Origin of the sequence: Bacillus sp. 7705b, assembly GCF_002289525.1 — a bacterium.
Lineage (GTDB): Bacteria > Bacillota > Bacilli > Bacillales > Bacillaceae > Bacillus > Bacillus halotolerans.
The window spans coordinates 22669-35666 of sequence record NZ_NSDH01000068.1; the positions used below are offsets into that span (position 1 = coordinate 22669).

16 protein-coding genes and 1 pseudogene are annotated in these 12998 nt (G+C 42.5%); 9 read left to right on the forward strand and 8 right to left on the reverse strand.

The window, feature by feature from the left end; genetic code table 11:
* The first annotated feature begins 68 nt into the window (after positions 1 to 68).
* Complete coding sequence (locus tag CJU60_RS20845) at positions 69 to 554, forward strand: hypothetical protein (RefSeq protein ID WP_095714826.1); 486 nt, start codon at positions 69 to 71, stop codon at positions 552 to 554.
* Between the two features lie 4 nt (positions 555 to 558).
* Here CJU60_RS20845 and CJU60_RS20850 read toward each other — a convergent pair whose 3' ends face one another.
* Entirely contained in the window at positions 559 to 1887 is a 1329-nt protein-coding gene (locus CJU60_RS20850; RefSeq protein ID WP_024121278.1) for a PhoH family protein, read from the reverse strand.
* Positions 1888 to 2044: 157 nt separating this feature from the next.
* Here CJU60_RS20850 and CJU60_RS20855 point away from each other — a divergent pair, with 157 nt between their 5' ends.
* Both CJU60_RS20855 and CJU60_RS20860 read left to right on the forward strand, forming a co-directional pair.
* Complete coding sequence (locus CJU60_RS20855) at positions 2045 to 2674, forward strand: YhcN/YlaJ family sporulation lipoprotein (RefSeq protein WP_024121277.1); 630 nt, start codon at positions 2045 to 2047, stop codon at positions 2672 to 2674.
* A gap of 86 nt (positions 2675 to 2760) precedes the next feature.
* Entirely contained in the window at positions 2761 to 2970 is a 210-nt protein-coding gene (locus CJU60_RS20860; RefSeq protein ID WP_095714827.1) for a YlaI family protein, read from the forward strand.
* A gap of 58 nt (positions 2971 to 3028) precedes the next feature.
* Here CJU60_RS20860 and CJU60_RS20865 read toward each other — a convergent pair whose 3' ends face one another.
* Positions 3029 to 3346, reverse strand: a complete 318-nt coding sequence (locus CJU60_RS20865) for a YlaH-like family protein (RefSeq protein ID WP_024121276.1) — start codon at positions 3344 to 3346, stop codon at positions 3029 to 3031.
* A gap of 55 nt (positions 3347 to 3401) precedes the next feature.
* Positions 3402 to 5240 (reverse strand): translational GTPase TypA, encoded by a 1839-nt coding sequence (typA, locus tag CJU60_RS20870; RefSeq protein WP_095714828.1) that lies wholly within the window; start codon positions 5238 to 5240, stop codon positions 3402 to 3404.
* A 111-nt stretch (positions 5241 to 5351) separates the two neighbouring features.
* Here typA and CJU60_RS20875 point away from each other — a divergent pair, with 111 nt between their 5' ends.
* Both CJU60_RS20875 and CJU60_RS20880 read left to right on the forward strand, forming a co-directional pair.
* Positions 5352 to 5540 carry a YlaF family protein gene (locus CJU60_RS20875; RefSeq protein WP_095714829.1) on the forward strand — a complete coding sequence of 63 codons (189 nt, stop codon included), beginning with the start codon at positions 5352 to 5354 and terminating at the stop codon, positions 5538 to 5540.
* 272 nt (positions 5541 to 5812) lie between these two features.
* Positions 5813 to 6418, forward strand: a complete 606-nt coding sequence (locus tag CJU60_RS20880) for a hypothetical protein (RefSeq protein ID WP_095714830.1) — start codon at positions 5813 to 5815, stop codon at positions 6416 to 6418.
* Between the two features lie 44 nt (positions 6419 to 6462).
* Here the strand turns inward: CJU60_RS20880 and CJU60_RS20885 are convergent, their stop codons facing one another.
* Together CJU60_RS20885 and CJU60_RS20890 are read right to left on the reverse strand one after the other, a co-directional pair.
* Positions 6463 to 6756 carry a zf-HC2 domain-containing protein gene (locus CJU60_RS20885; protein ID WP_095714831.1) on the reverse strand — a complete coding sequence of 98 codons (294 nt, stop codon included), beginning with the start codon at positions 6754 to 6756 and terminating at the stop codon, positions 6463 to 6465.
* A pseudogene (locus CJU60_RS20890) lies at positions 6753 to 6941 on the reverse strand (sigma factor-like helix-turn-helix DNA-binding protein); the annotation flags it as partial. The pseudogene CJU60_RS20890 and the gene CJU60_RS20885, both read right to left, overlap by 4 nt.
* A 350-nt stretch (positions 6942 to 7291) precedes the next feature.
* Here CJU60_RS20890 and CJU60_RS20895 point away from each other — a divergent pair.
* The 3 genes from CJU60_RS20895 to CJU60_RS20905 all read left to right on the forward strand — a co-directional run bounded on the left by CJU60_RS20895 (position 7292) and on the right by CJU60_RS20905 (position 10441).
* The gene (locus tag CJU60_RS20895) at positions 7292 to 8857 is read left to right on the forward strand and encodes a M4 family metallopeptidase (RefSeq protein WP_095714832.1); all 1566 of its coding nucleotides are present in this window, start codon (positions 7292 to 7294) and stop codon (positions 8855 to 8857) included.
* A 338-nt stretch (positions 8858 to 9195) separates the two neighbouring features.
* Positions 9196 to 9294, forward strand: a complete 99-nt coding sequence (locus CJU60_RS21990; protein WP_240312854.1) for a hypothetical protein — start codon at positions 9196 to 9198, stop codon at positions 9292 to 9294.
* A gap of 232 nt (positions 9295 to 9526) precedes the next feature.
* Positions 9527 to 10441 carry a class I SAM-dependent methyltransferase gene (locus tag CJU60_RS20905; protein WP_024121270.1) on the forward strand — a complete coding sequence of 305 codons (915 nt, stop codon included), beginning with the start codon at positions 9527 to 9529 and terminating at the stop codon, positions 10439 to 10441.
* Positions 10442 to 10540: 99 nt separating this feature from the next.
* On the opposite strand, the gene CJU60_RS20910 is transcribed toward CJU60_RS20905, so the two are convergent.
* The 3 genes from CJU60_RS20910 to CJU60_RS20920 form a co-directional block, all read right to left on the reverse strand.
* Entirely contained in the window at positions 10541 to 10996 is a 456-nt protein-coding gene (locus CJU60_RS20910; protein ID WP_095714833.1) for a GNAT family N-acetyltransferase, read from the reverse strand.
* Entirely contained in the window at positions 10983 to 11780 is a 798-nt protein-coding gene (gene suhB, locus CJU60_RS20915; RefSeq protein WP_095714834.1) for an inositol-1-monophosphatase, read from the reverse strand. Before suhB ends, CJU60_RS20910 begins: the two co-directional genes overlap by 14 nt.
* A 137-nt stretch (positions 11781 to 11917) precedes the next feature.
* Positions 11918 to 12106 (reverse strand): hypothetical protein, encoded by a 189-nt coding sequence (locus CJU60_RS20920; protein ID WP_010334110.1) that lies wholly within the window; start codon positions 12104 to 12106, stop codon positions 11918 to 11920.
* A 238-nt stretch (positions 12107 to 12344) separates the two neighbouring features.
* Between CJU60_RS20920 and CJU60_RS20925 the strand changes: the two genes are divergently transcribed.
* A complete protein-coding gene (locus CJU60_RS20925; RefSeq protein WP_095714835.1) occupies positions 12345 to 12983 on the forward strand; it encodes a YktB family protein in 639 nt (212 codons plus the stop codon).
* The last annotated feature ends 15 nt before the right edge of the window (positions 12984 to 12998 follow it).

The window sequence follows — 12998 nt, forward strand, 5'->3', positions numbered from 1 at the left end:
ATAATTTGTTACACAAAGTGACAATTCATGCGAAAACTTTTATAATTTTGAGAGAAGGGGGTTATACCATGAGCGTTATACAAGTAACAGGCAATGTTACATATCCGATTACGATTGATCCTAGCGTATGGATTTTTGATGATCGCAAATTTTCATTTGACCGTAAAGGGGACGGCCAAGAAATCAATTTTCATACGGCTGAGAATGAATCTGGCCTTGACACTGAACGTGTTATTAGAGAAGGACGGATTGCGCCGCCTACATTAAAGACGGAAAAACAATTTGAGAAACAAAAACTGATGAACGGCAGCTTCGCAATGAAATTGGGAAGTGTGCTGAAAAATGCCGAGCCGCTCAGCTCTGCATCACAATGCGTATTTATTACAAGTTCCGGTAAAGCCGCCGTTCCTCTTGATACCGCGCTGAACAGTATTGTCCATTTCAGCCAGGCAGGCAAGCCGATTCAGGAAGGCGGCCCGGTTCATATTTATTTTGAAGATCCAGTTGATCACAAACAGCCAATCACCAATATAAAAGAGATCGACATCATTTAAATCGTCACAGCAAGTCAGCGGCAAGCTGGGCAAGCCCGGATCTCTCACCTTTTAAAAGCTTCACACTGCCAGAGATGGGTTGTCCTTTAAACCGCTCAACCACATATGCCAGACCATTATTCAGACTGTCTAAATATGGGTGATCAATTTGTTCAGGATCGCCCATTAAGACAATTTTACTGCCTTCGCCCACTCTTGTAAGAAGTGTTTTCACTTCATGCCTGGTCAAATTTTGCGCTTCATCAATGATTATAAATTGATCAGGAATGCTTCTCCCTCTGATATACGTCAGCGCCTCTACCTGGATCGAACCGATCCCCGCCAAAATCGCCTCGAGCTCTCCCGGTTTCTTGGCATTAAACAGAAACTCTAAGTTATCAAAAATCGGCTGCATCCAAGGCTTTAGCTTCTCCTCTTTTTCACCCGGCAAGTATCCGATATCCTTGCCGACAGGAACAATCGGCCTTGCCACGACCAGCTTCTTATATATCCCTAAATCTTCTGTCTGTAAAAGCCCCGCTGCCAAAGCAAGCAACGTTTTCCCGGTTCCGGCTTTTCCGATCAGCGTCACCAGCGGAATATCTTCTCGCAGCAAAAGCTCTAACGCCATTGTCTGCTGAACATTTCTCGGCCTGATTCCCCATACGTGTTCATCATCAAACACAAGTCTTTTTAGGACCGTGCCCGTTTTATCCGCAATACCGACGGCAGAGGACGACCCTCCTAATTCATCCTTCATTAAGGCAAACTGGTTTGGGTAAAATGCATGCTGCTTCATATCCTGAACTGAAATTTGTTTTTTTCCGTAAAAAGAGCTAAATAGCTGCTGGTTTATATATAAATCCTTATATCCGCTGTACATTTCATCATTGTCCACAACCCTGTCATTTAAGAAATCTTCAGCAAGAAGGCCGATGGCATCCGCTTTGACTCTGACTAATACATCCTTGCTGACAAGGATCACAGGCCTACCGTCTTCCTTCGTCTCTTCTTCAAGGCTTAAGTTTTTAGCAACGGCTAATATACGATTATCATTCGTTTTTTCGATAAAGATTTCTTGAAGCTGGTGAAAGGAACGGTGGTTCAATTCAATTCGCAGCGTTCCCCCCGTATCAAGCGGAACCTTCTCATGCAGCCTCCCCTTCAGTCTTAGCGCGTCTATCAGCTTAGATACGTGCCTCGCATTCCTCCCAACTTCGTCCATATATCGTTTCTTGGAATCAACCTCTTCTAAAACGACAGCAGGGATGACAACTTCATTTTCTTCAAAAGAAAAAATAGCGTTAGGATCCTGTAATAACACATTCGTATCTAACACATAAATTTTACTCAAGTCTCAGCCTCCTGATATAAGGGTGGTCAAAGTTCTTCCTGCTTCTCTTACGATGAAAAAGGTGAACGCCTGCTAAAATATATGTTTTTGTGAATAAAGATAGAAGGTTAATTCAACAATAAAATTAATGAATGCATTTCAAGGAGGGAAACCGCAAGTGCGAATTCTTTTCATTATCATACAGCTCACACTCATTTTATCCGCCTGCGCTGTTCAACAGGGAAGACAGGAGCAAAATATTGAAAAAGAATCAACAAGACAGCAGGAAACAAAACCGATTCACGTAAAGGACACATCTCAGGAAACAAAAGACAATGGAACTAGAACTGATATTGCCAAGCATCTTGTCGGCGTTGCTGAAAAAGTGCCGGATGTCAAGGATGCGACAGCTGTTGTGCTTGGAGGATATGCTGTAGTAGGAATTGACGTCGACGATAACCTGGATAGAAGCAAAGTTGAAACCATCAAATACTCTGTGGCACAGGCTTTAAAAAATGATCGGCACGGCGCCAATGCAGTTGTGGTTGCTGATCCTGATACCGTCAGCCGTCTCAATGAAATGGGAAGAGAGATCAGTGAAGGCCGTCCTGTTACGGGGATTTTAGATGAACTGGCCGCGATTGTCGGCCGGGTGCTTCCGGAAGTGCCTAACGATGTGATTGACGATGAAGATGAACCGCAAACCAAGCAGCAAAACGATCAATTAAACAGAAAGCAAGAGAAGGAAATGGAAACGGAACAAAACGATCAATCTGATCATCATATGAAAAAGAACAATAATGATTAAGCTACAGCCCTTGCGGCTTTAGCTTTTTCTTATTTTGGACAGCATCTGATCCATGATATAATGCATATTAGAGTGAAAGAGGTGATATGATGAGGGTCCAATGTTCCATTTGCGATAAAATTGAAACAATTGATGATGAAACCCTGATCGCGAAACGGCTGAGAAACCGTTCGATCCATACATATATGTGCCAGGAATGCCATGACCGAATTGCCAAAAAAACAGAAGAACGGCTGAAAACCGGAAAGTTCACATTTCACCCGGGACAGCAGAAGAAAGAAAAAGTTAAAAAATAAAGCGGCAGCTATTCATACAGAATACAAAAAAAGACTCAGCGAGATGCTGAGTCTTTTTTCATGATTTTGCGGACTGTTCCTTTTTCGACTGATACAGCCGAATTTTGTAAATGATTAAAATCAATGCAGCGACGACCAATCCCTCTGCCACAGGCAAAAATACACCGAGAAAAGTCAAAACAGTGCAGCCTAAAGCCAGAAATAAATACACCACTGCTGATTTTAATACCGGAAGCCGTTTTGCAAATCCAAGCTTAAACACAATAACAGCTAAAACAAAAATGGTGCCATACAGCAGCCACATGCCTGCTGCTGGCTGCCGGTCCACTTGATATAGAGCGGCGAAGAACGACAGGCGTTCGCTTACATCATTCAAAAAGATTCCCTCCCCTGCAGCGTACGGGTTCTATCTTTTCAAATTCTGCAAGGGATTAAGACAATCCTGCTGTCTTTTTCTTTTTAGCCGCTTTTTCACGTTCGTTTTTATTAAGGATTTTCTTTCTTAAACGGATGGATTCAGGCGTTACTTCGCAGTATTCATCTTCGTTTAAGTACTCTAAAGATTCTTCAAGAGACATGATGCGCGCTTTTTTAATTGTTGTTGTTTGATCTTTTGTTGCAGAGCGGACGTTTGTCTGCTGTTTCATTTTGCTGACATTGACAACAAGGTCGTTGTCACGGTTATGCTCTCCGACAATCATTCCTTCATAAACTTCAGTACCAGGTTCAACAAAAATCACACCGCGGTCTTCAATCCCTTGAATTCCGTAAGATGTCGCTTTTCCGTTTTCCATTGACACAAGCACACCTTGACGGCGTCCGCCGACTTGGCCCGCCTGCATCAGCTGGTAACTGTCAAACGTATGGTTCAGGATACCGAAGCCGCGTGTTAATGACAGGAACTCTGTTGAGTAACCGATCAATCCGCGGGAAGGCACTGTAAAGATTAAACGGACTTGGCCGTTACCGTTGTTAATCATATCGATCATTTCACCTTTACGCGCTCCCATTGATTCCATTACAGAGCCTGTATGCTCTTCCGGAACATCAATTTGCACGCGCTCTACAGGCTCACAGCGTACACCGTCAATTTCTTTGATGATAACTTCAGGTTTTGACACTTGAAGCTCATAGCCTTCACGGCGCATGTTTTCAATTAAAATAGACAGGTGAAGCTCACCGCGGCCGGAAACCACCCAAGCATCTGGAGAAGCTGTAGGCTCGACACGCAAGCTGACATCAGTCTGCAGCTGTGACTGAAGGCGCTCTTCAATTTTACGGGCTGTTACATATTTCCCTTCACGGCCGGCAAACGGGCTGTTATTCACGACAAATGTCATTTGAAGTGTCGGTTCATCAATGCGAAGCACCGGAAGCGGTTCTTGATGCTCTACAGGACAGACTGTTTCACCGACGTTGATATCTTCCATTCCGGAAACCGCAACGAGGTCTCCCGCTTTTGCTTCTTCAATTTCCACCCGTTTTAAGCCTTGGAAACCAAAGATTTTTGTCACACGGAATGATTTAGCTGTACCGTCAAGCTTCATAAGAGAAACCTGCTGACCGACTTTCATCGTACCGCGGAAAACACGTCCGATTCCGATACGGCCTACATAGTCGTTATAATCAAGAAGTGCAACTTGGAATTGAAGCGGCTCATCTGCATTCTCAACAGGTGCCGGAACATGCTTAATAATCGTTTCATATAAAGCTTCCATGTTTTCATCTTGCTGCTTAGGGTCAAGGCTCGCTGTTCCATTAATCGCGGAAGCATATACCACCGGAAATTCGAGCTGTTCTTCATTTGCGTCAAGCTCGATGAACAGGTCAAGAACCTCATCGATCACTTCTTCAGGACGTGCGAAATCACGGTCGATTTTGTTCACAACAACAACCGGGTTCAAGTTTTGCTCAAGAGCTTTCTTCAGAACGAAGCGAGTTTGAGGCATGCAGCCTTCATATGCGTCAACGACAAGCAGTACGCCGTCAACCATTTTCATAATCCGTTCTACCTCTCCCCCAAAGTCTGCGTGTCCAGGGGTATCCAAAATATTGATGCGTGTATCTTTATAGTTAATCGCAGTATTTTTCGCCAAAATTGTAATGCCGCGTTCGCGTTCAAGATCGTTTGAGTCCATTGCGCGTTCAGCAACTTGTTCGTTGGCACGGAATGTACCAGCCTGGTGTAAAAGCTGATCGACTAGAGTCGTTTTCCCATGGTCAACGTGGGCAATAATCGCGATGTTGCGAAGATCATTTCGAAGTTTCACTTTTTCATCTCCTAAAAAAATTAGATAACTTTCATATTATACCACACATCCTCTTTAAAAGCGTCACGTTTTTCTGTAAACTTATTATAAGACGTAAAAGGGGATGGAAATATGAAAAAAATGAATTGGCTTTTATTATTATTTGCATTTGCAGCGGTTTTCAGCATAATGCTGATCGGCGTCTTTATCGCCGAAAAAAGCACGTGGGGCATTATCGCCAGCATTGTGCTCGTTTGCGCCGTTATGGGAAGCGGATTTACGTTAAAAAAGAAAATGCGCGAGCAAGGATTACTCGATTAAAAGCTTATCCTTGCTAAAGACATTGTAATCAAAAACACCGCAAATGAATGCGGTGTTTTTTCGTTGCGTAAGGCTTATCTCCCCTGTTTCCTAGGCGGGAAGAAGCAAAACAACATCCATTCATGGACAATCGTTCTAAATATGACACTTTTAACCAAACAAAAGTGGTTCGACATTGATATACACAAACTACCATAAAGCCTATTTTCCTCACACCCGCCTCTCCCTATAATGGGATTTGTACCACAATTCACAAAAGGGAGAGACGAAACATGAAGAAACCATTTGTAAAAAAAGCCATACTTACAACTGCCGCACTGACCTCAGCCACCCTGCTTACTTTCGGACCCGATGCCGCAAGCGCAAAAACAGTTAGTCACAGCACACCTGCTTTGCAGGAGACAATCACAAATGAAGACCTGAATACATTTTTCGATTTATTAAATCAATGTATATATGAAAAAGACGGGGTTTATTATTTTGACAGTGAAAAAGCTGTCGAGTTAGGAATGACACAAGAAGAGGCTCAAATCATTGCAAAATTGTGGGAATCGACATCTGAATTCTTCGATATTGTTTCACAATGTGTGTATGTTGAAGACGGCAGCTACAAATTTGATACAGAAAAAGCTGTTGAGCTCGGCTTCACAGAAAAAGAAGCACTCGCGCTTGACCAATTTTTCGCCGCTGTTTCCCTTAAAATTCATATTCTGCAGGCATCCATTGTTACAGAAGATGGAGCGTACAGCTTTGATAAAGATGCAGCTTTAGAAGCTGGTGCGACACCGGAGCAGGCTGATTTTTATGAAAAGCTCTTCGGTGCACTGTCTCAAGAACAGCTTGCAGCCATCTACCAAATGCTTCATCCGCAAGCTTAATGTAAGAAAAGCGCTTGTCCGTAAATCCGGCAAGCGCTTGTCCTTTATATCAGCAGTTTGATGATCAGCATCACAGCAAACACAGCTCCAAACCAGAAGGCTGCTTTAATAATCAGCAAACCATAGTATCTTTGTTTAAAACGGATTTCTTCTTCAGGCAGAAAAGCATCTTGAGGGGGCTGTTCATCTTTAAACTCAAAAGGCTCAGACATCTGTTCAAACATTTCTCTGCAGCTGCGGCAGGTGTTCATATGCTTTTCAATGAAGTTTTCCGTTTCTTTTTTGCAATCACCTTCAATATACAGAGGGAGAAGGTCTCTTACTAGAAAGCAGATCATATCCGCTCCTCCTCTCTTCTTTTCGTCATGTTTTTCTTGAGCTCTAATCTAGCCCGGTGAAGAGTGGTTTTCACTTTCGAAAGGCTCCAGCCTAAGATTTCGGCGATTTCCTCATAAGAAAGCTCTTGAAATTCTCTTAAAATCAAAACGGTTTGGTGCTGATCCTTTAGCTGCAGGAGCTCTTGCAGTATATCTGTTCAAAATGCAATACATAATGACTGAATAAATCAAACACGAACAACAATCCTTTACTTCTTATTAAGGCCTCATCCGGTTAGACAAGCCGCTTGTTATAAAGTTTCAATAAAAACCAAAAATTTCTCATCTCCCCCCCTTCGATATAAAGACGACATAACTCTTGCAATTTATCCATCACATGACACTTGACTCATCTTGATATTATTCAACAAAAATAAACACAGGACAATCCTATCAATTTTGTCTAGTTATGTTAGTTTTTGTTGAGAATACCAGATTGCTCGTTTAATATAACAATATAAAGATTTTTCAGTATTTTCAAAAAGGGGGATTTATTGTGGGTTTAGGTAAGAAATTGTCCGTCGTTGTCGCTGCTTCGTTTATGAGTTTATCAATCGGCCTTCCGGGTGTTCAGGCTGCTGAGAATGACCAGCTTAAGGAGAATCAAACAAACTTTCTCCCTAAAAGCGCCATTGCACAAACAGAGCTCTCTGCTCCAAATGACAAAGCTGTCAAACAGTTTTTGAAAAAGAACAGCAAAGTGTTTAAAGGCGATCCCGCCAAAAGACTGAAACTTGTGGAAAGCACAACTGACGCTCTTGGGTACAAGCACTTTCGATATGTGCCTGTCATTAACGGAGTGCCTATTAAAGATTCGCAAGTGATCGTTCACGTCGATAAATCTGACAATGTCTATGCGATCAATGGAGAATTGCACAATCAGTCTGCTTCAAAAACAGAAAACAGCCAAAAGGTATCCTCTGACAAAGCACTGGCACTCGCTTTTAAAGCCATTGGCAAATCACCTGACGCCGTTTCTAACGGAAGCGCAAAAAACAGCGATAAAGCAGAGTTAAAAGCGGTAGAAACAGAGGACGGCGGCTATCGTCTGGCTTACGATGTCACGATTCGCTATATCGAACCTGAACCTGCTAACTGGGAAGTTTTAGTGGATGCCGAATCAGGCACCATTTTAAAACAGCAAAATAAAGTAGAACATGCAGCCGCAACAGGATCAGGGACAACACTAAAAGGCGCAACAGTTCCTCTGAATATTTCTTATGAAAGCGGCAAATATGTTTTAAGAGATCTGTCAAAACCAACCGGCACTCAAATTATCACGTATGATTTACAAAACAGACAAAGCCGCCTTCCGGGAACACTTGTCTCAAGCACAACAAATAAATTCACAACTTCATCACAGCGCGCAGCTGTAGATGCCCACTATAACCTGGGTAAAGTGTACGATTATTTTTACTCTACGTTTAAACGAAACAGCTATGACAACAAAGGCAGTAAAATCGTTTCTTCTGTTCACTACGGCAGCCGTTATAATAACGCCGCTTGGACAGGGGATCAAATGATTTACGGTGATGGAGACGGCTCCTTCTTCTCCCCGCTTTCCGGCTCATTGGATGTGACGGCGCATGAAATGACACACGGTGTCACTCAAGAAACAGCCAACCTTGTCTATGAAAACCAGCCTGGGGCATTAAACGAGTCGTTCTCTGATGTATTCGGTTATTTCACTGATACAGAAGACTGGGATATCGGTGAAGACATTACGGTCAGCCAGCCGGCTCTCCGCAGTTTGTCCAATCCGACAAAATATGACCAGCCTGACAATTACGCCAACTATCAAAACCTTCCGAATACAGATGAAGGCGATTACGGCGGTGTACACATAAACAGCGGAATTCCAAACAAAGCCGCTTATAACACCATTACAAGCCTAGGCATATCTAAATCACAGCAGATTTATTACCGTGCGTTAACAACGTACCTTACGCCTTATTCCACTTTCAAAGATGCGAAGGCCGCCCTCATTCAGTCTGCCCGTGACCTTTATGGCTCAACTGATGCCGCAAAAGTTGAAGCAGCCTGGAAAGCCGTCGGTTTGTAATTTCTAAATGAAAAGCCTGAGATATCTCAGGCTTTTTCTTGATTTTCAAGTTTGTTTAAAAATCAGCAGCTGTTTCATGATAGCCGTACATATGACCACCTTGCCTCTGAACAAATCGCAGACAGTGTAAATACAAACTCGGTCATTATCCGCCAAATCAGCCGATTGTTAAAAAAATCGGGCTTCATCGATGTCAAAAGAGATTGTTGAAGAAGGTGAGCTTTTCCACACTCATGAAAACTCTCATCCCGACTGCTGGACCCGAACAAATAAACTTCAGGTTCTAGAGCTAGGCCCAAGCCGCTTATGTTCATCGCGAGGCGACTCCGCTTCTCATTATGTGCGGTGATCAGGATGACGTTGTTCTGTATAAGCAAAGCGCTGATTTATACAGGGCACTTACAAAAGCAGGTCATGATGAGTTTTGTATAAAGTAAAAGGTGCCGGACATATCGGTTTACCCAAGACCATACACTTCGTATTGTAAAAACATTCTTTCATTCTCATTTAAACAGCCAAAAATTGAATAGAAGAATCTTACTCTTCCAACCTCAAATATATTGACAAAAATTTTTATTTATGCTATAATTTACTATTAATATTTTTGTGTGTATAATAAGGTTCTCCTGGCCAGGGGAATCTTATTTTTGTTTATCAGGAGGACATGATATGAGGGAAAATGAGTCCAGTTTAACAGCTTTGATATCAGCATTTAGCCGAGCCTATCACAGTCAATATGATACACCTAAAATTTTTGACGATTATATTGCCAAACACCTTATTTCTGAAAAAGAGTTTTCCGACATTAGTCAAAATATGATACAAGGCATACAGTTTTTCAATAAAGATATTGCCCGAAAGTTTCAAGATGACCCAGAAGAGATACTAAAGTGGATTACACAAGTCCAGCTTTCCCCTACGCCCTTAGCTCGAGCAGCATATTGTGAGAAAGTATTTCACAACGAAGTGGTGCTGGGAGCAAAACAGTATGTCATTCTTGGCGCCGGATTAGATACATTCTGCTTCCGGCATCCAGAGCTGGAAGACAGCTTAGACATATTTGAAATTGATTACCCGGCTACACAGCAATTGAAAAAGAAAAGACTGGATGATGCAAGGCTTACTATTCCAGCGAATCTTCATTTGGTTCCTATGGACTTTACCAAAACGTTTTCATATCAGCCTCTCTTAGATGAAGGCTTTGATAACCAAAAAACGTTCTTCAGCCTTTTAGGCGTTTCTTATTATTTGACGGAAGAAGAGAATAAAAGCCTGCTTAACCAATTATTTGCCCATGTCCCCTCCGGAAGCTCTATCGTTTTTGATTACGCAGACGAAACGCTCTTTGAAACAAAAGGAAAGTCTAATAGAGTTGAACATATGGTGAAAATGGCTTCAGCAAGCGGTGAACCGATGAAATCGTGTTTTACTTATCTTGAAATCGAAGAAGCATTAGATTCAGCTGGTTTACTCATCTATGAACATGTAACACCAGCCGAAATCAATGACTTTTTCTTCAAGAAACGAGCGGATTATTTGTCAGCGTTTGAAACCATTCATTATATACATGCCGTAAAAAAATAACCCCCCTGGTTCTTCACCAGGCTCGCCTCTCAATCGACGGTGAAGGATTGGGAGGTTTTTTTGCACATGAAAATAAGCTGCCGTCATGTATACGGCAGCTTAAACTAAAGGCTTTACCATGATTATGTACGGCTTATCTGCCTCATCTTTCTCCGTCTTGAGCTGTTCAAAGCCGCATTGGCTCAAAAACAGTATCCATTCATTCCGGTCAATCGGAACCGCTGTAAATAGTGCTCTATGTTTGTCTTGAAGCGATTGGCCGATCTGTTCAATGATCTTCCTGGCATGTCCCTTTCTTTCTTCAGCAGGATCAACCAGCACTGTTCCCAGCCATGGCTTTCCGTTGGAAGGAGCCCATTCGAGATGATAGCTGACGGCAACAGGCAGACCGTCTTTTTCCCAAACAAGCCATGATCCGTTATACATCGAATAGGAGATCATATAGCTTTCTGCATATTTTTCCCCAAACTCTTCCTTTTTCCAAACAGGATGAGCCTCCGCAATTTCCTCTAACCAACTGAGGTCATCCTGTTCAAATGGTCTATTTTTCAGCATGAAGGTACTCTTCAAATATTGTTTTATGTATAGATGGGTTTCCGGCCAGCACACAGTGATTTTCTAAAAAAGTGAACGGTTCCCCTTCAGTCGTTGTATAAATGCCCCCTACTTCGTTTAACAGCACACAGCCGGCTGCGTAATCCCAAGGAGCAAGCCGCATCGTAATGTAAGCGTCAATTCTTCCCGCAGCGACGTTTGCCAGTTCTAGAGCGGCAGAGCCATAAGAGCGTGTTCCTCTCACCCTTTTCACAAGCGGTGCCAGCACACCCGGGTCAATTCTTCTGTTTTCCGTCACCCATGTCGCATTAATGGCTAGAATCGCTTCTTCAATAACGGTTTCCTTTAAAGGAGACAGCTTCGTTTCATTCATATAAGCACCTTTACCGCTAAACGCGTGATACAGTTCATCATGCACCACATCGTAAATTAAACCGATTTTGCCAATTCCATTTTCAAAAATACCGATTGAGATTGCAAAATTTCTTTGCTGGTGCACAAAATTCATCGTGCCGTCAATCGGATCGATAATCCAGACGACACCTTCCAACGAGTGAAGTTTGTCTCCTTGTCCTTCTTCTCCGAGTATGCGATGCCCCGGAAAGGTTTCTTGGATGCGGTCAATAAAAAACTTTTCCGTTTCCTTGTCAATATTTGTGACTAAATCATTCGGATTTGATTTTGTTTCAATTGTCAGGCTTTCGTGCATCGACTGTTTAATTCTTGCGCCTGCTTCTTTTATCCATTTCTTTGCAGTCTCATCAATTTCCGTCCAATTTGTCATTCATGCGTACCTCTTTTCTATGTAGACCTTTATTTTATAGGATACTGATAACGGCGGTGAAAAAGCAAGGAAAATGAAAAATATGCCTTCTCACGTAAAAACGAACCATTCACGCGGTTCGTTTTCACTATAGCTTTTTACCCGTTGAGGCGAATCCATTCTTTTCTGAGACGTTCAAGTTTGTTTTTGCTTAGCTCAATTTGTTCGTCATTTTCCTTTTGCATTGCCTCATAAAGGGTTGCCAATTCATAATCAACCTCTAGTCTCCAGACAGCTACACGGTTGTTTTTCTCTTCCCTAAATCCCTCTTTCACAACTTGCCTCATTGTCTTTCGCCCCTTCCAGAGATCATTTGTTTTAAAAAAGCATCCCATTTTGCCATTCAACAATGATACTTCTTATATCCTATGATTCTTCTATTTACCTGTAACATGATTCTGAAAATTGTGTGTTTACCTATTCGTTTATTACCACATTCCCCCTCTCTTCAAACGCGTGCTCATCTTTTTGCTGCGCGTTCTAACTGTGATAAAATATGTATACTTAGCATGAAGGAGGAAAATCATGACACAAATGCGTTTTACTGAAGAAGACTTTAACACATTTACAATAGACGGCTTAGACGCACGCATGGAGGTGTTAAAAGAACGGGTTCGTCCGAAGCTGACTGCTTTAGGCGAGCACTTTGCCCCAACATTATCCGCTTTAACCGGAGATGAAATGTTTCCCCATGTGGCCAAGCATGCAAGGAGATCAGTCAACCCTCCTGCAGACAGCTGGGTGGCATTCGCAAACAGCAAAAGAGGCTATAAAAAACTGCCGCATTTTCAAATCGGCTTGTGGGAGAGCCATGTTTTTGTATGGTTCGCGATCATTTATGAGTCCCCTATAAAAGAAGAATACGGCAAATTGCTTGAAGCGAATCAAGACAGCGTTACAAATCACATTCCAGACAGCTTTGTGTGGTCTGCGGATCACACAAAACCGGGGGTCCATAAGCAGTCAGAAATGGACAAGGAACAGTTCAAGACATTGTTGGAACGGTTGCAGACCATAAAGAAAGCCGAGCTGTTATGCGGCATTCAGCTTCAAAAAGAAGAGGTGCTGAAGATGAATAACCAAGAATTCCTTCAGCGAATCGACGATGCCTTCCAGCAGCTTGCATTTCTGTACCGCTTAACCCAAAAAGTATCACAAGCATAAAAAAGAGCCGGGACC

Coding starts and splice junctions, on each gene's coding strand:
- CJU60_RS20845 (WP_095714826.1), top strand. CDS start 69: ATGAGCGTTATACAAGTAACAGGCAATGTTACATATCCGATTACGATT.
- CJU60_RS20860 (WP_095714827.1), top strand. CDS start 2,761: ATGATGAGGGTCCAATGTTCCATTTGCGATAAAATTGAAACAATTGAT.
- CJU60_RS20875 (WP_095714829.1), top strand. CDS start 5,352: ATGAAAAAAATGAATTGGCTTTTATTATTATTTGCATTTGCAGCGGTT.
- CJU60_RS20880 (WP_095714830.1), top strand. CDS start 5,813: ATGAAGAAACCATTTGTAAAAAAAGCCATACTTACAACTGCCGCACTG.
- CJU60_RS20885 (WP_095714831.1), bottom strand. CDS start 6,756: ATGATCTGCTTTCTAGTAAGAGACCTTCTCCCTCTGTATATTGAAGGT.
- CJU60_RS21990 (WP_240312854.1), top strand. CDS start 9,196: ATGTGCGGTGATCAGGATGACGTTGTTCTGTATAAGCAAAGCGCTGAT.
- CJU60_RS20905 (WP_024121270.1), top strand. CDS start 9,527: ATGAGGGAAAATGAGTCCAGTTTAACAGCTTTGATATCAGCATTTAGC.
- CJU60_RS20910 (WP_095714833.1), bottom strand. CDS start 10,996: ATGCTGAAAAATAGACCATTTGAACAGGATGACCTCAGTTGGTTAGAG.
- suhB (WP_095714834.1), bottom strand. CDS start 11,780: ATGACAAATTGGACGGAAATTGATGAGACTGCAAAGAAATGGATAAAA.
- CJU60_RS20920 (WP_010334110.1), bottom strand. CDS start 12,106: ATGAGGCAAGTTGTGAAAGAGGGATTTAGGGAAGAGAAAAACAACCGT.
- CJU60_RS20925 (WP_095714835.1), top strand. CDS start 12,345: ATGACACAAATGCGTTTTACTGAAGAAGACTTTAACACATTTACAATA.